The organism is uncultured Pigmentiphaga sp. (assembly GCF_937950555.1).
In the GTDB taxonomy this organism is placed as follows: domain Bacteria; phylum Pseudomonadota; class Gammaproteobacteria; order Burkholderiales; family Burkholderiaceae_B; genus Pigmentiphaga.
In genome coordinates this window covers 88359-109850 of sequence record NZ_CALFCW010000019.1, presented here as the reverse complement: position 1 = coordinate 109850, position 21492 = coordinate 88359, and the positions used below count along the sequence as shown (strand labels likewise).

The 21492-nt window shown below is 63.9% G+C and carries 17 protein-coding genes; 15 read left to right on the top strand and 2 right to left on the bottom strand.

Features of this window, described 5'->3' with window-relative positions:
- Nucleotides 1-70 precede the first annotated feature (70 nt).
- The 6 genes from Q0319_RS03745 (at nucleotide 71) to Q0319_RS03720 (ending at nucleotide 6627) form a co-directional block, all read left to right on the top strand.
- The gene (locus tag Q0319_RS03745) at nucleotides 71-610 is read left to right on the top strand and encodes a F0F1 ATP synthase subunit delta (protein ID WP_296468215.1); all 540 of its coding nucleotides are present in this window, start codon (nucleotides 71-73) and stop codon (nucleotides 608-610) included.
- Nucleotides 611-663: 53 nt separating this feature from the next.
- Nucleotides 664-2202 (top strand): F0F1 ATP synthase subunit alpha, encoded by a 1539-nt coding sequence (gene atpA, locus Q0319_RS03740; protein ID WP_296468216.1) that lies wholly within the window; start codon nucleotides 664-666, stop codon nucleotides 2200-2202.
- Between the two features lie 115 nt (nucleotides 2203-2317).
- Nucleotides 2318-3196 (top strand): F0F1 ATP synthase subunit gamma, encoded by an 879-nt coding sequence (gene atpG / locus Q0319_RS03735; RefSeq protein WP_299451014.1) that lies wholly within the window; start codon nucleotides 2318-2320, stop codon nucleotides 3194-3196.
- 42 nt (nucleotides 3197-3238) lie between these two features.
- On the top strand, nucleotides 3239-4657 hold the full coding sequence (gene atpD, locus Q0319_RS03730) for a F0F1 ATP synthase subunit beta (protein WP_296468220.1): 1419 nt from the start codon (nucleotides 3239-3241) through the stop codon (nucleotides 4655-4657).
- A 189-nt stretch (nucleotides 4658-4846) separates the two neighbouring features.
- Nucleotides 4847-5269, top strand: coding sequence for a F0F1 ATP synthase subunit epsilon (locus Q0319_RS03725; RefSeq protein WP_296468222.1), 423 nt, complete (start codon nucleotides 4847-4849; stop codon nucleotides 5267-5269).
- Between the two features lie 254 nt (nucleotides 5270-5523).
- Entirely contained in the window at nucleotides 5524-6627 is a 1104-nt protein-coding gene (locus tag Q0319_RS03720) for a mechanosensitive ion channel domain-containing protein (RefSeq protein ID WP_299451011.1), read from the top strand.
- A 60-nt stretch (nucleotides 6628-6687) separates the two neighbouring features.
- On the opposite strand, the gene Q0319_RS03715 is transcribed toward Q0319_RS03720, so the two are convergent.
- Nucleotides 6688-6912, bottom strand: a complete 225-nt coding sequence (locus Q0319_RS03715) for a hypothetical protein (RefSeq protein WP_296468226.1) — start codon at nucleotides 6910-6912, stop codon at nucleotides 6688-6690.
- A gap of 234 nt (nucleotides 6913-7146) precedes the next feature.
- Between Q0319_RS03715 and Q0319_RS03710 the strand changes: the two genes are divergently transcribed.
- Nucleotides 7147-7854, top strand: a complete 708-nt coding sequence (locus tag Q0319_RS03710; RefSeq protein WP_296468229.1) for a helix-turn-helix domain-containing protein — start codon at nucleotides 7147-7149, stop codon at nucleotides 7852-7854.
- Nucleotides 7855-7977: 123 nt separating this feature from the next.
- Here the strand turns inward: Q0319_RS03710 and Q0319_RS03705 are convergent, their stop codons facing one another.
- The gene (locus tag Q0319_RS03705; RefSeq protein ID WP_299451007.1) at nucleotides 7978-8877 is read right to left on the bottom strand and encodes a LysR family transcriptional regulator; all 900 of its coding nucleotides are present in this window, start codon (nucleotides 8875-8877) and stop codon (nucleotides 7978-7980) included.
- Between the two features lie 361 nt (nucleotides 8878-9238).
- On the opposite strand from Q0319_RS03705, the gene Q0319_RS03700 reads away from it, so the two are divergent.
- From Q0319_RS03700 to Q0319_RS03665, 8 genes are all read left to right on the top strand, one after another.
- The gene (locus Q0319_RS03700; protein ID WP_296469547.1) at nucleotides 9239-9397 is read left to right on the top strand and encodes a hypothetical protein; all 159 of its coding nucleotides are present in this window, start codon (nucleotides 9239-9241) and stop codon (nucleotides 9395-9397) included.
- Between the two features lie 78 nt (nucleotides 9398-9475).
- Nucleotides 9476-10561 carry a uroporphyrinogen decarboxylase gene (gene hemE / locus Q0319_RS03695; protein WP_296469548.1) on the top strand — a complete coding sequence of 362 codons (1086 nt, stop codon included), beginning with the start codon at nucleotides 9476-9478 and terminating at the stop codon, nucleotides 10559-10561.
- A gap of 371 nt (nucleotides 10562-10932) precedes the next feature.
- Nucleotides 10933-13092 (top strand): primosomal protein N', encoded by a 2160-nt coding sequence (locus Q0319_RS03690; protein ID WP_296469549.1) that lies wholly within the window; start codon nucleotides 10933-10935, stop codon nucleotides 13090-13092.
- Between the two features lie 202 nt (nucleotides 13093-13294).
- The gene (locus Q0319_RS03685; RefSeq protein WP_296469550.1) at nucleotides 13295-15319 is read left to right on the top strand and encodes a UvrD-helicase domain-containing protein; all 2025 of its coding nucleotides are present in this window, start codon (nucleotides 13295-13297) and stop codon (nucleotides 15317-15319) included.
- Between the two features lie 230 nt (nucleotides 15320-15549).
- Complete coding sequence (locus Q0319_RS03680; protein WP_299451002.1) at nucleotides 15550-17643, top strand: hydantoinase/oxoprolinase family protein; 2094 nt, start codon at nucleotides 15550-15552, stop codon at nucleotides 17641-17643.
- Between the two features lie 16 nt (nucleotides 17644-17659).
- Nucleotides 17660-19846, top strand: a complete 2187-nt coding sequence (locus Q0319_RS03675) for a hydantoinase B/oxoprolinase family protein (protein WP_299451000.1) — start codon at nucleotides 17660-17662, stop codon at nucleotides 19844-19846.
- A 20-nt stretch (nucleotides 19847-19866) separates the two neighbouring features.
- A complete protein-coding gene (locus Q0319_RS03670) occupies nucleotides 19867-20631 on the top strand; it encodes a dienelactone hydrolase family protein (RefSeq protein ID WP_299450997.1) in 765 nt (254 codons plus the stop codon).
- Nucleotides 20628-21458 carry a hypothetical protein gene (locus Q0319_RS03665; RefSeq protein ID WP_299450994.1) on the top strand — a complete coding sequence of 277 codons (831 nt, stop codon included), beginning with the start codon at nucleotides 20628-20630 and terminating at the stop codon, nucleotides 21456-21458. Before Q0319_RS03670 ends, Q0319_RS03665 begins: the two co-directional genes overlap by 4 nt.
- Nucleotides 21459-21492 lie beyond the last annotated feature (34 nt).

Here is a 21492-nt window from a genome sequence, read left to right as displayed (position 1 = left end):
TGGTACGGCAGCGTGCCGCTCTCGCGTTTGCGAATCACCTCGCTAACCGTATCAGGCATCGAGAGCCACCATGGCTGAACTGTCCACCATCGCCCGGCCATACGCTGAAGCGCTGTTCGGCGTTGCCCGTGCAGATAGCGCAGGCCTTGCCGCCTGGGCCGAGCTTGTCGCCGACATGGCGCAGGTCGCCGCGCACCCGGACGTGCGCAGCGCCATCGCCGATCCCAAGCTCGACAACGCACAGCGAGTCGAATTGTTTACGGCCTTGCTGAAGACGCCGCTGTCGCAGGCCGCGCGCAATTTCGTGACGCTGTTGGTCGAAAACGGCCGCTTGCTGCTGCTGCCCGAGATCGCATCGCAATTCCAGTGGCTCAAGAATCGCCACGAAGGCGCCGCGGATGCCGAGATCACCAGCGCGTTCCCGTTGACCGATGCCCAGGTTGCCGACCTGGTCGCCGGGCTGGAAAAGAAATTCGGCGTGAAGATCAAGCCCACCGTCCGGGTCGACGCTTCGCTGATCGGCGGCGTGCGCGTGTGCGTCGGGGATCAGGTGCTCGATACCTCCGTGCGAGCGCAGCTTGATCGCATGCGCGACGCGCTCGTCGCATAGTTCGGTCGCTGCGCCCTTATCGGCACCGAGAGTAAGGATTCCAGGAGTCAACCATGCAACTCAATCCGTCTGAGATCAGCGAATTGCTCAAGAGCCGCATCGAGGGCCTGAGCAGCTCTGCTGACATTCGCACCCAAGGCACGGTCGTTTCCGTGACCGACGGCATTACCCGCATCCACGGCCTGTCGGACGTGATGCAGGGCGAAATGCTCGAGTTCCCCAACAACACCTACGGCATGGCGCTCAACCTCGAGCGCGACTCTGTCGGCGCCGTGATTCTGGGCGACTACACCCACATTTCCGAAGGCGACACGGTCAAGACGACCGGCCGCATCCTGGAAGTGCCGGTGGGCCCGGAACTCAAGGGCCGCGTGGTCGACGCGCTGGGCCGTCCCATCGACGGCAAGGGCCCGATCAACACCAAGCTCACGGACGTGATCGAGAAGGTCGCCCCGGGCGTCATCGCGCGCAAGTCGGTGTCGCAGCCGGTGCAGACCGGCCTGAAGGCCATCGACTCCATGGTGCCCATCGGCCGCGGCCAGCGCGAGCTGATCATCGGCGACCGCCAGACCGGCAAGACCGCCGTCGCCGTTGACACGATCATCAACCAGAAAGGCAAGGGGATGACGTGTATCTACGTGGCGATCGGTCAGAAGGCGTCCACCATCAACAACGTGGTGCGCAAGCTCGAAGAGCACGGTGCGATGGAGTACACCATCGTGGTCGCGGCCTCGGCTTCCGAATCGGCCGCCATGCAGTACATTGCTGCCTACTCGGGCTGCACGATGGGCGAGTACTTCCGCGATCGCGGTGAAGACGCCTTGATCATCTACGACGACCTGACCAAGCAAGCCTGGGCCTATCGCCAAGTCTCGCTGCTGCTGCGCCGCCCGCCTGGCCGCGAAGCCTACCCCGGCGACGTCTTCTACCTGCACTCGCGCTTGCTCGAACGCGCCGCGCGCGTCAACGAAGAGTACGTCGAGAAGTTCACCAATGGCGCCGTGAAGGGCAAGACCGGATCGCTGACCGCGTTGCCCATCATCGAAACGCAGGCCGGTGACGTGTCCGCCTTCGTTCCGACTAACGTGATCTCGATTACGGACGGCCAGATCTTCCTCGAGACCGACCTGTTCAACGCTGGCATCCGTCCCGCCGTCAATGCGGGTATTTCGGTGTCGCGCGTGGGTGGTGCCGCGCAGACCAAGATCATCAAGAAGCTGTCCGGCGGTATCCGTACCGACTTGGCCCAGTATCGCGAACTGGCTGCGTTCGCGCAGTTCGCCTCCGACCTCGACGAGTCGACCCGTCGCCAGCTCGAGCGCGGCCGCCGCGTGGTGGAACTGCTCAAGCAGCCGCAGTACCAGCCGCAACAGGTCTGGGAACTGGCTGTCTCGCTGTTCGCTGCCAACAACGGTTACCTCGACGACGTCGAAGTCAAGGACGTGCTGACGTTCGAGAAATCCTTGAAGGAATACCTGAAGTCCAAGTATGCCGAGCTCGTCGGCCGCATCGAGGATACGAAGGATTTGTCCAAGGACGACGAGGCTGCGCTGCACGAAGCCATCAAGGATTTCAAGAAGAACGCTATCTGAACCCCCCTTTACGCGCCTAGGGGCCCGAGCGGGGCTCGGCGGCCGGCCTGACCGGTCCCGGCTCCCGCGATAGCAGGGCGGCAGCGGTCAGAGGGAAACAGAGAAGGGAAGATAGATGCCCGGAATCAAGGAAATCCGAACCAAGATCAAGAGCGTGCAAAACACGCGCAAGATCACCAAGGCGATGGAGATGGTCGCCGCATCCAAGATGCGCAAGGCGCAGGACCGGATGCGCGCGGCCCGCCCGTATGCCGACAAGGTGCGCAACATTGCCGCGCACATGGCGCAAGCCAACCCCGACTACGAGCATGCCTACCTGGCCAAGCGGGAAGAGATCAAAGCCGCCGGCCTGATCGTGGTCACGACCGACAAGGGCCTGTGCGGCGCGTTGAACACCAACGTCCTGCGCGCGGTGCTCAATCGCCTGAAGGAATCCGAAGCGAAGGGCATCAAGGTTCAGACGACGGCCATCGGCAACAAGGGCCTGACCTTCCTGACCCGCCTCGGCTCCAATGTCGTCTCCCAGGTGGTGCAGCTCGGCGACGCACCCAATCTCGAGCGGCTGATCGGCGCGATCAAGGTACAGCTCGACGCCTATGCCGAGGGCAAGGTCGACGTGGTGTACCTCGCGTACAACCGCTTCATCAACACGATGAAGCAGGAGCCCGTGGTCGAGCAGCTGCTTCCGCTGTCGGCCGAGCGTTTCGCGCAGACCGAGGAAGAGAAGAAGGCTTACTCGTGGGACTACATCTACGAACCGGACGCCAAGTCGGTCGTGGACGAGCTCCTGCTGCGCTACGTCGAAGCGCTGGTGTATCAAGCCGTTGCCGAAAACATGGCGTCCGAGCAGTCCGCCCGGATGGTGGCCATGAAGGCTGCATCGGACAACGCCAAGAAGGTGATCGACGAACTGCAACTGGTCTACAACAAGACCCGGCAGGCGGCCATCACCAAGGAAATTTCGGAAATCGTGGGCGGTGCGGCGGCCGTATAAGCCGACGCGACGTCTTAAAGAATCAGGAATCGAGGAATCGATATGAGCAACGGAACCATCGTTCAGTGCATCGGTGCCGTGGTGGACATCCAGTTCCCCCGCGACAGCATGCCCAAGATCTACGAGGCCCTCACGCTGGCTGACGAGAGCTCGGCTTTCGCCGAGAAGGGCTTGACCTTCGAAGTGCAGCAGCAGCTGGGTGACGGCGTCGTCCGTACCATCGCCATGGGCTCGTCGGACGGTCTGCGCCGCGGCATGAAGGTCGTCGCCACCGGCGCTCCCATTTCCGTGCCCGTGGGCACCGGCACGCTGGGCCGCATCATGGACGTGCTGGGTCGTCCCATCGACGAAGCCGGCCCCATCAAGTCCGAAGAGCGTCGCGCCATTCACCAGGAAGCGCCGAAGTTCGACGAGCTGTCCCCTTCCGTGGAGCTGCTCGAAACCGGCATCAAGGTTATCGACCTGGTCTGCCCGTTCGCCAAGGGCGGTAAGGTGGGCCTGTTCGGCGGCGCCGGCGTGGGCAAGACCGTGAACATGCTCGAGCTCATCAACAACATCGCCAAGCAGCACAGCGGTTTGTCGGTGTTCGCCGGCGTGGGCGAGCGTACCCGCGAAGGTAACGACTTCTACCATGAAATGGTCGAAGCGGGCGTTATCAACCTGGACAAGATCGAAGAGTCCAAGGTGGCGATGGTGTTCGGCCAGATGAACGAGCCTCCGGGCAACCGCCTGCGCGTGGCGCTGTCCGGCCTGACGATGGCCGAACGGTTCCGTGACGAAGGCCGGGACATCCTGTTCTTCGTGGACAACATTTACCGTTACACCCTGGCCGGTACGGAAGTGTCGGCCCTGCTGGGCCGGATGCCCTCCGCGGTGGGTTACCAGCCGACGCTGGCCGAGGAAATGGGTAAGCTGCAAGAGCGTATCACCTCGACCAAGACCGGCTCGATTACCTCCATCCAGGCCGTGTACGTGCCGGCGGATGACTTGACCGACCCGTCGCCCGCCACCACCTTCTTGCACCTGGACTCGACCGTCGTGTTGTCGCGCGACATCGCCGCGCTGGGTATCTACCCTGCCGTGGACCCGCTCGACTCCACCAGCCGCCAGCTCGACCCGCAGATCGTGGGCGAGGAGCACTACACCGTCGCGCGTGGCGTGCAGCAAACGCTGCAGCGCTACAAGGAGCTGCGCGACATCATCGCCATTCTGGGCATGGATGAGCTGTCGCCCGAAGACAAGCAGACCGTCAGCCGCGCCCGTAAGATCCAGCGTTTCCTGTCGCAGCCGTTCCACGTGGCCGAAGTGTTTACCGGTTCGCCCGGCAAGTACGTGCCGCTGAAGGAAACCATCCGCGGCTTCAAGATGATCGTCGAAGGCGAATGCGACGCACTGCCCGAGCAGGCGTTCTACATGGTCGGCACGATCGACGAAGCGTTCGAGAAGGCCAAGAAGCTGTAATCCTCACCGACGCCCTGACGGCCGCCCGCGCGGCGGCTTCCCGGGGCCGGTATTCGCCTTGGGGCGGCCCGGCGGTTCTTGCCGCGGGGCGGCGCCGAGGGGCCGGATCAGCGGCGCCCCGGGTCTAGAGAGGCGGTTTTAGGATGAGGTGCAGGTGCTGCGCCGGTGCGCGGCACAGGAGAATTGAGTATGGCAACTATTCATGTAGACGTCGTGAGTGCGGAAGCGTCGATCTTCGCCGGCGAGGCGAAGTTTGTGACGCTGCCCGGCGAGGCTGGCGAATTGGGGATCCTGCCCGGCCACACCCCGCTGATTTCCCGCATTCGTCCGGGCGTGGTGAAGATCTCCCGCGCGGACAACGGCGAAGAAGAGCACATCTTCGTCGCCGGCGGTCTGCTCGAGATCCAACCGGGCGTCGTGACCGTGCTGGCCGATACGGCCATCCGCACCCGCGATCTGGACGAAGCCAAGGCCGAGGAGGCGCGCAAGGCAGCGGAAGAAGCCCTGCGCAACGCCAAAGACAAGGCCGAAGTGGCGGTCGTCGAGGCCGAGCTGGCGATGCTGGCTGCCCAACTCGCCGCCATTCGCAAGCTGCGGGGCGGCCGCGGTTAACGCGTTCAACCGGCACATCTTCCGTTGCATGGAAAGCCAGGCCGTTCGGCCTGGCTTTTTTTCTGAGTTGTAACCAATCGGCAAGACCTCGGTTCGCCGGGCCAGGGTTTTTGCATCGCGTATTCCGCGCCGGCAGGGCCGGCGCTGCTTCCTCGCCGCCAACAAATCGAAAACAAACCACGCCCCTGCGCGTGCTGCGGTGCAGGCCATGCTTGCTAGCATGAGCGCTGAGTCGACCAAGACGAGGCGTCGATATGTTGGCTTTCCTTCCGCTCGACTTCTTGCCGGCGGCGTACCGGGCCTGGTTCGTATTGGCCATCGCCATGGTGCTCGCCGCAGCAGTGGCGCTGATCGTTCATCACATCGGCTTCTTGGTGCTGCGGCGCATTACTGCACCACGCCCGTATCTGCATGCGGCGGTGACGGGCGGCGCCATCCCGAGCCGGTTCGTGTTCGCGCTGCTGGCAATCCGGATGGTATTGAGCGGAGCGCCCGGGGAGATGCTCTTTACCCGGGGGCTCTCTTATTTGACGACGGTGTCGTTCATCCTGTGCCTGACCTGGTGGGCGAGCCGCTGTGTCAAGGCACTGAGCGACACGGCCATCCGGCTCAATCCGTATGACGTGGCCGACAATCTGCGCGCGCGCCGTATGTTGACGCAGACCCGGGTGCTGGCGCGCAGCGCCCATGCGGTGATCGTGCTGCTGGGCTTGTCTTTCGTATTGCTGACGCTGCCGGGGGTGAGGCAGATCGGTGCCAGCTTGCTCGCGTCGGCCGGCGTGGCGGGATTGGTCGCGGGCATTGCGGCGCGTCCCGTGCTTGGCAATTTCATTGCGGGGCTGCAGATCGCCTTCACGCAGCCCATACGCATCGACGACGTGCTCATCGTCAACGGGGAGTGGGGCAGGGTGGAGGAAATCACCGGCACATTCGTGGTCGTGCGTATTTGGGACGAACGACGCATGATCGTCCCCCTGCAATGGTTCATCGAGAATCCGTTCGAGAATTGGACGCACCGTACGTCGTCGCTGCTGGGCACGGTTTTCCTTTGGCTGGACTTCTCCGTTCCACTGGCGCCCGTGCGCAAGGAGTTCGAACGTCTATGCAAGGCGTCGCCGCTCTGGGATACGCGCGTGGCGGTGGTCCAGGTTACCGATACCACCGAGCGCGCCATGCAGGTCCGCTTCCTGGTCAGCGCCGCCAATTCCGGACAGGCGTTCGAGTTGCGCTGCTACCTTCGTGAGAGGTTGATCGCCTTCATTTGCGAGCATTACCCGGGCGGATTGCCGCGTGTGCGCGCGCAAGTAGGAGAAGATCGCGACGCCCCGCGCCCCCAAGGCAAGGTGGTTCCGGTGTAGCGCCGGTCAAGTGCACGGGCGCCCTGCCTTTGCACCTTAGGGTACCGCCATCTTACTTGCTTAGATAGCGTCGCCTTCGCTGCGAGCGCCGTCGCTCCTCACGTCGGAAACGTCGGTCCGGGCGCCACCATCCTGCTGGTGCTGCGCGTGGGCACCGCCGGAGCGTCCTTCCCGTTCTGATTCGAGCACTCGCACGTCATGGGCGCGCACGGGCAAGCCCCAGGCCAGCGCCGTAGTGACGAGAATCATGGAAGCGGCGGTGCGTAGGTTCTTGGGCTTGGTCATGCTGCGGTTCCTGCGTCGGACGGGCTCCAGTGTGCCGCAGAAATATTGCAGGAGCGCGGAGTGAAACACCCAATTTGTAGCAGGATATGAATCGCCGGGGGCGTTGAGGCGGCCAGGGATTAACGGCCGGCGCCCGCCGGGCTGAATAGGGGTTTTTGCGTTTGTGTATTGTGCGAATTGAGGGTTCCCGCGCGTCGCTCTAGCCTGAGGCCTCGGACAATATGGGATATGGCCATGAGGGGAACAATCGATTGCGCCGTATTGATGGTGCCTGATCACGTTCAATGGATGCTCGAGCTTACGGAGCGCTGGTCCGCTCCAGAGCGCATCGCCTTGCATTGTGTCTACCTGGAATCCGACCACACATCCCTGTGCTCGGCCGATGCCTTGCAGCGGTTGGCCCTGGCGCTCAAGCGCTACGACGCCTGCCTGCTCCCCGTGACGCTCGGCACGCTGGGCTGGACCCGTACGGCATTGGCCCTGGCGCGCGATTCCTTGCAAACGCCTGTGCTTGGCCTAGTGCGGGACATGAGTGCGGTGGGCTTGCAGGATTTGCTTTCGTTCGGCCTGCACGACTTCGTGCGCTATCCGATCTGCCCGGAAGAGTTCAAGACGCGATTGGCACATGCCGTCCGGTTGGGCGGGGAGCGGGGCTTCTCCAGCGAGGGCATGGCTTCCGGAGAAGACGAGCCGCTCGAATCCATGGATGCTGCGCCTGTGCTCGAGGAAGGCGAGCGCGAAGCTTTCCAGATCGCCAAGGCGCGGGTCGTGACCGAGTTTGAGCGCGGCTACATCGCCGACATGCTTGCGCGCTACCAAGGCAACATTTCCCAGGCCGCGCGCGCCGCCAGCAAGAACCGGCGCGCGTTCTGGCAGCTGATGCGCAAACATGCGATCACGGCCGAGCCGTATCGCAGAAAAGAGAGCGGGTGTCGTCCGTAACGGCGGGGTTGCCTCCGGTCGCCCCCCTGCGCTGTCGAGCATCCGGCCGAAGGGCGCGTGGGGGCCTGGCCGCCCCGGCCTACATGGCGCGCGGGCAGCGTAGGGATGCCCGGACGGCCGGGCTCAAGAACGGCCGGTTGCGAACACCGACGCGAGGAAATCGACGAAGGCCTTGACGTGGGGAGGGGCGGGCCGCCGCGCGGTATACAGCGCGGCGATGGGCGGTCCGGGGCGCTTCCAGTCTGGCAATACCTGGATCAGCCGTTTCTCCGCCAGGGACTGGGCAAGCAGGAAATCCAAGTCTTCGTAAATGCCCAACCCGGCCAACGCGCAGGTCAGGCCGGCGCGGGTGTTGTCCACGATGAGATGGCCTTGGGCCGGCACGCTCGCTTTGTGTTTGCCTTTCACCAATTGCCAATCGTAGGGGCGGCCGGCATCCGGATCCCAGAACTCGATGAGCCGGTGCTGGCGCAGTTCGTCGGGGTGTCGGGGCGGCGGGTAGAGCTGGAGATAGGCGGGGCTGGCAGCCATGATGTAGTTGCCGCGGCCGAGCAGTTTGAACCGAAGGGTCGAGTCGCGCAGCGGACCGACGCGCAACCCGATGTCGGCACCCGATACGGTGGGGTCCACCACGCCTTCGTTGAGCGAAATGCGCAGCGAAATGTCGGGATAAGCGCGCACGAACTCGGGCAAGCGCGGGATGACCCGGGCATTGGCCACCGATTCGGCCATCTCTACGTGCAAATGGCCTTCGGCCCGGCCGCTGCGCGATTGCATTTCCGCATCCAGCGCTTCCAACCCTTCGAGCAGGCGGCCCGCGCGGTTGGCGTAGCGCTGGCCTTCCCGGGTGAGCCAGACGCGGCGCGTAGTGCGGTTCAAGAGGACCGTGCCGAGGTGGCGTTCGAGCTCTTGGATGTGGCCGGTGACGGCCGAGCGCGACACGCCGAGCTTGCGGGCGGCCGCAGTGAAACTTCCGCTTTCGGCGACGGCGAGGAAGGCGCGCAGCGGCGTGAGACGATCCATTGTTCAATGATACCGAATAATCATGTTACGGCGCGCGAGCAATGACGGGCTATACTGAATAAGCCAAAACTGTCCTTCTTGAAAGGAGCGACCCCATGTTCAGCCCGCAATCCGGCGGACCGAGCGCAAGGCGCCCTGTCACGCCCGGTACAGAACCGTTCAGCCATCGCATGCCGCTGTCGCATGCGGCAGGCAATCGCTTTTCTGCCCGCGTTTCCCGCGCTTCCTCGGTCCCCGAACCTTACCGTTAGGTCCGGCCGTGTCTCCCGGCGCATCTGCGCCGCAAACCAGAGGTCTTACGCATCGTAGTGCCCGCTGCCGTTGGCAGGCGCGCGCACGCCTTTTACCGAGGAAGTTCATCATGACGCCGCATACCATTCATACTTCTATGTCACCCGGAGCCGTTGCGGCCCCGGCCGTCAAACGTTTCCAATTCAGCGCCGCCGAAGTGTTGACCGCCGCGGCGCGCGTGCTGCTGCCGTTCCTGGTCATGGCTGGGATATTGTTGCTGGCACGATAACAATCGAACCTGAATCGCGCAGGCACGGCGCTCCTGCCGGGGGGTAAAATCCCTGGCTTCCCTTTGCTGAGGTGTGACGTGTCTGAGCCCACTCTTCGGAACGATGTCTTCTTGCGGGCTCTTGCGCGCCAGGCGACCGAATACACGCCGGTCTGGCTGATGCGCCAGGCCGGCCGCTACCTTCCCGAATACAACGCCACCCGCGCCCGTGCGGGGTCGTTCATGGGCCTGGCCAAGAACCCGGACTACGCAACCGAGGTGACCCTGCAGCCGCTGGATCGCTATCCGCTCGACGCGGCGATTCTCTTCTCCGACATCCTGACGGTGCCCGATGCCATGGGCCTGGGCCTGGATTTCGTTGCCGGGGAAGGGCCGCGGTTCGCCCGGCCCCTGCGCACCGAGGATGACGTCGCCAAGTTGGCGGTGCCGGACATGGCCGATCTCGACTATGTGTTCGCCGCCGTCTCCCAGATCCGCCGCGAGCTGCATGGACGGGTGCCGCTGATCGGTTTCTCGGGCAGCCCTTGGACCCTGGCCTGTTACATGGTGGAGGGTGCGGGATCGAGCGACTACCGCACCGTGAAGTCGATGATGTACAGCCGCCCCGACCTGATGCACCGCATCTTGGCGGTCAATGCCGAGGCCGTGGCGTTGTACCTCAACGCGCAGATCGAGGCCGGCGCCCAGGCCGTGATGATTTTCGACAGCTGGGGTGGGGTACTGGCGGACGGCCTGTTCCAGCAGTTTTCGCTGGATTACACGCGTCGCGTGCTCGGGCGCCTAGTGCGCGAGCGCGAGGGGCGCAGGGTGCCGGCCATCGTGTTTACCAAGGGTGGCGGGATCTGGCTGGAAGAAATTGCGTCCTCGGGCTGTGATGCCGTGGGCCTGGACTGGACCGTCAATCTGGGCGCTGCCCGCCGGGCCGTGGGCGATCGCGTCGCGCTGCAGGGCAACCTGGATCCCATGACGCTATTCGGCGGGCCGGAGGCGATCCGGGCGGAGGTCATCCGCACGCTCGACAGTTATGGGGCCGGGCCCGGGCACGTCTTCAATCTTGGACACGGCATTTCCCAGTTCACCCCGCCTGAGGCAGTAGCCGTGCTCGTGGAGACCGTGCATGCGTATAGCCGCGAGCAGCGGAAAGCCGCTGATGCGGCGCTGTGAATAAGTGTTGCCCCGGGCTAGGGCTAACCCGGCTTGTGCCCAGGCCTAATTCGACTTATGCACAATTTCCCGCCGCCCGGGCACACCACTTGCGAGTTGATATCCACATTGGAATGTCGTTGTAAGCCATTGAAATAAAAGAAGTTTTTGCTCGATTTTTTGCTTGTGCCCGGAGCCGACGCATGGCCATGCCAGTTATCAACGGTTTTTTCTCCCGGTTTTCCCCAAAGTTATCCACAGGCTTTCCGGGGAGAAAAAATGTTGATGGGGGACGGGTTTAGGAAGGTTTCAGAGGTTTTACTTTAAGTTTTCAGCCGTTCGGCTGGCCTCTTGCGCCGGAGCTCCCAGTTGTCCACATCGCCCCCCTTCACATGCCAGTGATTTCGCCCACCGAAACGGAAACGCCGGTTTGGGTCCGCGTTGCGCTGGACGTTCCCCTGCCCGGACTGTTTGACTATCGGTCGCCGCGGCCGGTGGACCCGGGGGTACGGGTCATCGTGCCTTTCGGTCGTCGGGAGATGGTGGGCATCGTCCTGGAAACACCCGGCGCGCCCGCCGTGGACCCTGCGCAGGTCAAGGAAGTGGTGCGCATCCTCGACGACACCCCTCCCTTGCCGGCAGACTGGCTTAAGTTAGCGGCATTTGCCGCGGACTACTACCACCGGCCGGTCGGCGAGGTCATGTTGCCGGCGCTGCCCGGGCCGCTGCGTAAACCGGCGGCCTACCAAGGCAAGCGGGCCGGGGGTGGGCCGGTGGCGCGCCTCGATGCCCGCGCGGCGCGCGCCAAACGGGCAGCCAAGGTCCAAGAGAACGAGGCACAGCAAGATAGTGAGCAAACACTTTCGAAGCGTCCGTCGCTGAACCGGGCGCAGCAGGAAGCCGTCGACGCAGTGGCGGAAATTTCCGGCTTCAAGCCCGTCCTCCTCCATGGGGTGACCGGCAGCGGCAAGACCGAGGTCTATCTTCACGTCGCCGAGCGCGTATTGGCGAGGGGCCGCCAGGTGCTGCTGCTGGTGCCGGAGATCAACCTGACACCGCAACTGGAGAACGTGTTCCGCCGCCGTTTCGAGGCCATTGCGGGCCCGGCCGGCGTGGCGGTGCTGCACAGCGGCCTGGCTGACGGCGAGCGGCTGGAAGCCTGGCTTCGGGCCGTCCGGGGCGAGGCCCGGGTGCTCTTGGGCACGCGCCTGTCATTGTTCACGCCGTTGCCCGAGCTGGGGCTCATCGTAGTAGATGAGGAGCACGATCCCTCGTACAAACAGCAGGAAGGCCTGCGGTATTCCGCGCGCGACCTCGCGATCTGGCGGGCGCGCGATCGGAACGTGCCTATCGTGCTGGGCTCGGCCACGCCCTCATTGGAAACCTGGCACCACGCGCAGAACGGTCGCTATCTGCTACTGAGCCTGCCGCAACGCGCGCTGGCAGCCGAGCCGCCCCGCATCCGGTTGCTGGACACCCGCAATCAGCCGCTGAAACAAGGCCTGGCGCCGCAGCTCGTGCAAGCCGTGGCGCAGCGGCTCGCGCAGGGCGAGCAATCGTTGATCTTCCTGAATCGCCGAGGCTATGCGCCGGTGCTGCACTGCGATGCCTGCGGCTGGGTCAGTGGTTGCCACCGCTGTTCCGCCTATATGGTGTTGCACCGCCATCCGCCCCGTACGCCCGGCGGCCTCGCCCGCCACGAGCTGCGTTGCCACCACTGCGGCTGGCAGCATCGCGTGCCTGCCGCGTGCCCGGACTGCGGGAACCAGGATCTCCAGCCCATGGGGCGGGGGACGCAGCGATTGGAAGAACACCTGGGGGAGCTTTTTCCCGGCGCCCGCATTGCGCGGATCGACGCCGACAGCACGCGGCGCAAGGGCAGTGCTCAGGAGTTATTCGGGCGCATGCATGCGGGCGAAATCGATATCTTGGTCGGCACCCAGATGGTCGCCAAGGGACACGACTTCAAGAACTTGGGGTTCGTCGGCGTGCTCAATGCCGATGCGATGCTGTTCTCGCATGACTTCCGTGCGCCCGAGCGCCTGTTCGCGCAGCTGATGCAGGTGGCCGGCCGTGCGGGGCGCGCCGGCACGCCGGCCGAGGTCTACATCCAGACCGGTTATCCTGAGCAACCGCTCTACCAGGCCCTGGTGCGCCATGACTACCCGGGATTCGCCCGTTACGCGCTCCGGGAGCGCGAGGCCGCAGGCCTGCCACCGTTTGCCTACCAGGCCCTGTTGACGGCAGAGGCCCGCGAACTGGCGCAGGCCCTGGCGTTCCTGGCCTGCGCGCGCCGCCTGGCGGAGGGGCCCGATCCCGAAACCGGGACGGATTTGTCCCAGTCGACGGAGCTGTCCCGGATTACGCTCTATGATCCCGTACCGCTGCGCGTCGTGAGGGTGGCGAACGTCGAACGGGCCCAGCTGCTGGTGGAAAGCAACAGCCGCCCGGCCCTGCAGGGGTTCCTGCGGGCCTGGATGGCCGCGCTGCCCCAGCTTTCGGCCGCTTCCCGGGTGCGTTGGTACCTGGAAGTCGACCCGCTGGAAATCTGATGGCTTTCGGCCGCCGCCTGCCCGCCGCGAGATTCTCCTGCGTCATTCTTACCTGCGCATTTGCGCGCCCTCGATTTACCCGACCTGCATGACTTCTTCTCATTCCGCCGCGACTCGAGCCATGGACCGCGCCGCCGCGCGGCTGAACAAATCGAAATCGGACACGAATGCATCTTTCGCCCTGCCTCCGATCGACGCGGGCATGAACCCGGCGCAGCGCGAAGCGGTGAAGTATCTCGATGGGCCGTGCCTGGTCTTGGCCGGCGCGGGCAGCGGCAAGACGCGGGTCATTACGCAGAAGATCGGCTATCTGCTGCGCGATTGCGGCTACGATGCCCGCAACGTTGCGGCGCTGACCTTCACCAACAAGGCAGCGCGCGAAATGGCCGAACGGGTCAAGGCCATCGCGCCGCCCAATGCGATCAAGGGGCTGACCATCAGCACCTTTCATTCGCTGGGAGTGAGGATCTTGCGCGAGGAGGCCAAGCTCGTCGGGCTCAAGCCCCAGTTCTCCATTCTCGCGGCCGATGACGCGATGGCCATCGTGCAAGACCTCGTCGCCAGCACCGACAAGGGGCACATACGCGCCGTCCTGAGCGCCATTTCCCTATGGAAGAACGCGTTGATCGAACCCGATGAGGCCGAGCGTCGTGCATCGACCGAAAGCGAGCGCGACGCGGCGCGGGTATACCGGAGTTACAACGCCACCTTGCGCTCTTACCAATCAGTCGATTTCGATGACTTGATCCGCCTGCCGGCGCGCCTGCTCGAAACCGATGCCGAGGTGCGCGAACGCTGGCAGTCCCGGCTGCGCTATCTGCTAGTGGATGAATACCAGGATACCAATGCGTGCCAGTACCGGCTGGTGCAGTTGTTGACCGGGCCGCGCGCCATGTTCACCGCCGTGGGCGACGACGACCAAGCCATCTACGCATGGCGCGGCGCGACCATCGAGAACCTGGCCAAGCTCACCACCGACTATCCCAACCTGCGGGTCATCAAGCTCGAGCAAAACTACCGCTCGATGCAGCGCATCCTTGCCGCGGCCAACAACGTGATCGCGCACAATCCCAAGCTATTCGAGAAAAAGCTCTGGTCGGACCTCGGGGTTGGCGATCCGATCACGGTCGTCCCCATGGAAGACGAAGAGGCCGAGGCCGAGTCGGTCGCCATGCGCATTTCGGCGGCGCGGTTCGAGCTCAAGGCGCATTGGCGCGACTTCGCCATCCTGTACCGCAGCAACCACCAGGCGCGCGTGTTCGAACAGGCGTTGCGGAACTTGAAGATTCCCTACATGGTCTCGGGCGGGCAAAGCTTTTTCGACAAGGCCGAGGTGCGCGACATCATGGCGTATCTGCGGCTGATCGCCAATGACGACGATGATCCGGCATTCATCCGCGCCGTGACGACGCCCAAGCGCGGGGTCGGGCAGTCTACGCTCGAAGCGCTCGGCGCCTATGCGGGCGAGCGGGAAATCTCGCTGTTTGCGGCCGTGTTCGAAACCGGGCTCGAGCAGCGCCTCTCGGCGCGCCAACTCGCGCCGCTGCGCGAGTTCTGCGAGTTCATCAACCGCCTGCAGTGGCGGGCTGGGGCCGCCAAGGGCGACGGTGCGCCGACCGGCGAAACCGCCTCCGAAATCCTCGACGACCTGGTCCGCGCCATCGGGTACGAACGCTATCTGTACGACCATTTCGACGAGCGTGGCGCCCAGGCGCGCTGGCAGACGGTGCTCGACCTGCTCGGCTGGCTCAAGCGCAAGGCCGAGGAAGACAAGATGAGCCTGATGGAGCTAGTCCAGCACATTGCGCTCATCACCATGCTGGAGAAGAGCGACGACGAAGACCCCGACGTCGTGCGGCTGTCCACGTTGCATGCGTCCAAAGGGCTGGAATATCCGCACGTCTTCCTGGTCGGTGTCGAAGAAGGGCTGCTGCCCCACCTCGGCAAGGACGATGAAGAAGGCGACCCGGCCAAGGCGGCCGAGTCGTTCGAGGCGCGGGTTCAGGAAGAGCGCCGCTTGATGTACGTCGGCATCACCCGCGCGCGGCGCACCCTGACGCTTACCTGGTGCAAGAAACGCAAACGGGGCCGTGAAGACATCCCGCGCGAGCCGTCGCGGTTCATCAAGGAAATGGGCCTGGAAGACGACAAAGTGGCGGACGAAAATCCCGGCCTCACGGCCAAGCAACGCCTTGACCGCTTGAAGTCCCTGCTCAAGAAGGAATAGGGCGGGGCCAGGCCCCCCCATTTCCCGCATTTCTCCACGGCTCCTCCAGACGACGGGAAGTGTAGCCCCAAAAGGGTAATTACCTATACTTTTAACTTTCTATAGTTCTATACATAGAATGTTTTTCGGGTTCTAATGAGGCCTGTTTTGGAAGCTGCGATCCGGCGCACCCGGGCGCCCCTTTCGGCGACCCGATCGCCCCGGCAGGGCGGCACTTGGAGGAAAGGCTTGTGTCTTACATAGGTACGGATATCGGGGGAACGTTTACCGACCTCGTTCTTCTGTCCGACGGCGGCGAAGTGCGCATCTTCAAGGCGTTGACGACGCCCGAGGACCGCACGCGCGGCGTGTTGGACGCAATGAAATTGGCCGCCGAGGAGCTCGGCATTTCCACCGACGAGCTAGTGGCGGGACTGAAATACTTTTCTCATGGCACGACGGCCGCTACGAACGCGTTCATCGAGCGCAAAGGGGCCAAGACCGGATTGCTTATCACCCGTGGGTTTGAAGACACACTGCGCATCCAGCGCGCCATGGGGGGCTGGATCGGAACGCCACCACACGAGATTTCGCATTTTTCGAAGCGGCGAGTGCCCGATCCCATCGTTCCTCGGGACCTAATCAAGGGCGTGGTCGAACGGGTGGACTATAAGGGCGACGTCATCGTTCCGTTGGATGAAGCGCAGGCCAGGCAAGCAATACGGGAGCTGCGCGCCGCCGGAGTCGAAGCGATCGCGATTAGCCTGTTATGGTCGTTTCGTAATCCGGAGCATGAGCGTCGCTTGGCCGAGCTCGTCGAGGAAGAGGCCCCAGGTACCTTCGTCACGACCTCGTCGCTGCTGGTGCCCATCATCGGGGAATACGAGCGCACGTCCACGACGGCCATCAATGCGTATTTAGGGCCCGTCATTCACCGCTACATCAACGGCTTGGAAAGCGCGATCCGGCGCTTTGGCTTCAAGGGGCCGATTTCTATCATGGAATCGGGAGGGGGCGTGCTTCCGGCGGCCGAGGCGGCGTTCCAGGCTGCCAATCTTCTCACCTCCGGCCCGGCAGGCGGCGTACTCGCGTCGCAAAAGCTTGGGGAGCTGCTGGGCTATCGCAATGTATTGACCGCCGACATGGGGGGTACCAGCTTCGATGTAGGCCTGATCGTGGACGGCCAGCCATTGCTCGAGACCGTACGCGAAGTAGGCCGTTTCCATGTGGCGCTGCCGTCCATCAAAGTCACGGCCATCGGCGCGGGTGGCGGTTCGATTGCGCGCGTCACCGACGGGCACCTCACCGTGGGTCCGGAAAGCGCTGGGTCGATCCCGGGCCCCGCCTGCTATGGGCGCGGCGGCGTCGAACCGACGATCACGGATGCCGATGTGGTGCTGGGCATCATTGATCCGCGTTACTTCCTTGGCGGACGCATGAATCTAAACCTCGAGGCTGCGCGCGAGGCAGTGCGCAAGTATGTCGCCGAGCCACTGGGAATGACCCTGGAAGAGGCGGCGGCCGGCATACGGGAAGTGGCCAACAATCAAATGGCCGATCTTCTGCGGCGGGTGACGCTGCGCGCAGGCTACGACCCGCGCGATTTCGTGTTGATGGCATACGGGGGAGCCGGGCCTACCCATGCGCATCAGTATGCCGAAGTTGCGGGAATCGGGACCATTGTCGTGCCGAATACGGGGCCCGCCCATTCTGCCTATGGCACGGTGACCGGCGATCGCCACCGGTCGTTTTCGCTTGCGATCGCCCAACATGCGCCGGCGCGTTTCAAGCGTGCGTCCGACCATATCGACATCGCGGCGTTGAACGAAGGCTTTGCGCAGATCGAGGCGCGCGCACGCGAAGCGCTGGGTGACGAGGTGACGATTCATCGCTACGTTGGCATGCGCTTCCGGCAGCAGGTTCACGAACTGGGCGTAGAAGTGCCGCCCGGTGTGCTGGGGGCCGCGGAGGTGGACGCATTGGTGGACGCATTCGAGGCCCAGTATGAGCGCATATATGGCAAGAACACGGCACTTCGCAGCTCGGGCGTGGAGTTCACCGTGGTGCGGGTAGAAGGCACCTCGCCGGTCATCAAGCCCGTCCCGCACAAAGTCGACGGAATTGGGCGTTCGAACCGGCCGGTCTCGCAGCGCCAAGTCTATTTCTACGGCCGCGGCTTCTTACCTACGGACATCTATCGAAGCGAAGACGTGGGGCCAGGGCATCGCATCGAAGGCCCGTGCATTATCGAACGCCCCGACACCACCATCGTGGTCGGTCCGGGACAAACGGCCGAGATGGAGCCCTACGGCAACTTCGTGATTTCCATTGCGCGCACTCAATAACGATATCGAGGCAACCATGCATCAGGTCTATGAATACACCGCCAAGGAGGTGGATCCGATCACGTTCGAAGTGATCCGGCACCGTCTGCTGTCGATCACAGACGAGCAGGCGGCAACCTTGGCGTCCGTGTCGGGATCGGCCTTGGTGAACGAGGCCACCGATTTCAATACCGGGCTTTACCGCGCGTTCGGCGAAGTGGTGACCATGGGTAAGACCGTGACGTTCCATGCGGCTTCGCTGTCGTTGATGGTCAAGCACGTGATCGAGGATTGCGAAGACACCGTCGGCATCCATCCGGGCGACATGTTCATCGTCAACCATCCTCACAAAGGAGCGCTGCATTGTCCCGACGTAGGCGTGCTCGCGCCCATCTTCGTCGACGGAAAGCGCATCGGCTGGACTGGCGCTTGCGCGCACCAGCTGGACGTGGGCGGCATGGTGCCGGGCAGTTTCGCGTCGATGGCCAAGGACATTCGCCAGGAAGGCATGTTGATTCCACCCGTCAAGATCATCGATCGCGGCGAACTGCGCAGTGATGTGCTGAACTTCATTACCGGCATGTCGCGTCTTCCCACCAATCTGAGCCTTGATTTGAAAGGATTGATGGCGGCCAACAACATCGGCGTCAAGAGTGTTCTCGATACCATCGAGAAGTACGGGGTGGACACGGTGTTGACGGTGATGGACGGCATGATGGCGCTGTCCGAGACCAAAATGCGCAACCGACTGCGCGAGCTGCCGGACGGCGTGTTTCGTGCCCAGGCTTTTCTGGATCATGACGGCTTTGATAACAAGGTCTACAAGATCCACGTCGAGCTGCGCAAACGGGGCGACAGCATCCAGTTCGACTACACCGGGTCCGATCCGCAGGCGCCGGGATTCGTCAACGCCACGCGAACCGGGCTGCTGGCCGGCGTGTATGCGGGCATCCTGCCCGTAATTGCTTACGACCTGCCATGGAACGAAGGCTTGCTGCGGCCGTTGGAGGTGATTTCGCACGAAGGCTCCATCGTCTCGTGCAAGTTTCCGGCGCCTTGCAGCCAGGGGCCCTTGGGCGCAATGTGGCTCGTGGAGGTGACCACCACAGAAGTCATCTCCAAACTCATGGCCACGCATCCCGACTATCTCGCGGAAGCGCAGGCCGCGCCGGCCAGCGGCCCCGACCTGTTTCACATCCACGGAAAGAACCAGTATGGCGAGCCTGCCACCGCGCCCATACTCGAGGTCATGTTGTCAGGGGGAGGCGCCTATGCGCACCGCGACGGTGTGACCGTCTCGGGCCAGCGCAATATCACGGCGGGACGCGCGCCCAATGTCGAGACCACCGAACTCAAACTGCCGGTGCTCTATATGTACCGGCGCATCGTCACCGATAGCTCTGGACCCGGCCGCAACGTCGGCGGCCAGGCCGCGGGGGCGGCCTTCGTTCTGCACGGGGTAGATGAGGTCGAATCGCTCGTCGCCTGCCACGGCTATGAATCGCCCACGTCGCGGGGCCTGTTCGGAGGCTATCCCAGCGGCTGCAATCATCGCCGTTTCCTGCGGAGCACGAATATCCGGCAATGGATGGCCGAGGGCGTGTTTCCCGATCGTTTGGACGGGCTCGACGGCGAGGAGGTCGAGTTCACCGCCAAGCCACCCGAGTTCGCATTTGGCAAGGACGATGTATACGAATGCAATCCCACGGCGGGAGGTGGCTGGGGCGATCCCTTGCTTCGTCCTGTGTCCGCAGTGGCACGCGACGTGGCGGCGGGCGTGTTCTCGCCGCAGGTGGCTGAGCGCATTTTCGGTGTAGTGGCCGGTGCGCAGGGCGTCGATGAGGTAGCTACCGAGGCGGCCCGTGCGGCGATTCGCCGACGGCGCATGGCGTGGCCCGCGGGCAAGCCATTGGCTGCCCGCCCCGCGGTAGCGGAATCCGAGCCAGTCGCAATCGTCGGCGACGTTGGGCGCATCGTGCGCAGCGGGGGCGCCGCATACTTTGTATGCAACCATTGCGACGGTGCGGTCGCGCCGGCCTCTGAGAACTGGAAAGACTACGCCCGCTGGCATCTCGCCACGCCGGACGAGCTGGGGCCGCGCGTGCGCATTCACCACGATCTTGAAGTGGTCCAGTACGCGTGCCCGCATTGTGCGACCCTGCTCGACGTTGAAGTCCGGCGTAAAGGCGAAGCGTCGTTGTTCGACATACAAGTGGCGGCATAAGAGAGGAGAGGAGGGGCGGTATGGTCGAAAGAAACAGCGGGGGACGCTGGGTGACGTTTCCCAGTGGCAACGACGAAATCCGCGGATATCTGGCCGAGCCAGAAGGCGAGGACGTGCTTGGCGCGGTGGTCTGTGCGCCCGAGAACTTGGGCGTGACAGAGCACCGGCAAGAGGAAACCCGGCGCCTGGCGGCGGAAGGCTTCGTAGTGTTGACGGTGGATCCGTATAGCCGCATCGGTGGTCGCCCGCCTCAGGACTACACCACGGCCGAAGAGCGGCGCAGCAAGGCCTTCATCGCGGCCCGCGATGAACTGATCGTGCCCGATTGCCAGGCGGCGTTGGAATGGTTGCGCACGCTGCCGCGGGTGGCGCCGGACCGCATCGGCGCGCTCGGGTATTGCCTGGGCGGAGGGACGGTGCTCGCGTGGGCGGCGCAAACCCAGGACCTGGCTTGCTCGGTCGTCCTGTATGCATTGCCCATCGTTCCGGCTGCCTATACGCCCGACGGTCGGGAACGCTCGCGCATTGCGTTGGCGCCACATATCCGCAGTCCAATGCAGCTGCATTTCGGCGCAGCAGACGAGGCCATCCCCATGGAGCAGACATTGGCGCTGAAAGCTGCGCTGGAGGCTGAGTCGCCGCATCCGGTGGAGTTTCACATCTATCCGGGCGCGCGCCATGCCTATATGGACAGTACGCTGGACCGCTATTCCCCGGAAGCCGCCGCGCAGACCTATGAACGTTTCGTGGCATTCCTGCACCGCTATTTGGATCCGGGGGCATGACGATGGGCGAAGTCGTATGGGCTGCCGCCGCTGCGCATACGGGGGCGATGATGCGGGCGCCCAAAGGCGATGCCGATGACCTGGCGCGGGCCGAGCGCGTGTTTGCGGGCTTTGGGGCGTTGTCGGCATCGCTCAAGGCTGCCCGTCCCGACGTGATTGTTGTGGCGGCCACAGATCATTTCCTCACTTTCGACTATGCTGCGTTGCCGCTCTTTGCCGTTGGTACCGGCGCCTACTTCCCAGGCCACGGCGAGTTCGGGGTGCCCAAGCGCGACTACGCCGGCGTGGAAGGCTTGGGCGAAGCCATTCATGCGGATTTGGTCGAAGCGGGCTTTGATCCCGCGAGCGCCCGCGACCTGCCGCTCGATCACAGCTTTTCCTGCCCGTTGCAGTTGCTGCTCAAGGGGTGGGATGCGCCCGTGTTGCCCATATACGTGAATTGCACGGTGGAACCGCTTCCCCGGCTCGATCGCTGCCTGGCTTTCGGGCGAGCGTTGGGCGAAGCGTTGCGGCGGCAGACACTTGCTCCGCGCGTGGCCGTCCTGGGCACGGGAGGGCTTAGTCATTGGGTCGGCTTGCCCGAGACCGGCCGCATCAACGAGGCGTTCGACCGCCGTTTTCTCGAAGATTTTTCGGCGGGCCGATTTGACGACATCGCGTCCTGGAACCCGGGCGAGGTGGTGCGCAGTGCGGGAAACGGGGCTGCCGAAATTCGGAACTGGCTGCTAGCAGCCGGCGCGGCGCGCGCTCGTCGGGCGCGCGTACTGGCCTATGAGCCGGTCGCCGCGTGGGTGACCGGCATCGCAGTGGCGGAGCTCGAGCCATGAGCGACATCGCTTTGCCGCGCAAGGAGGAAGGACC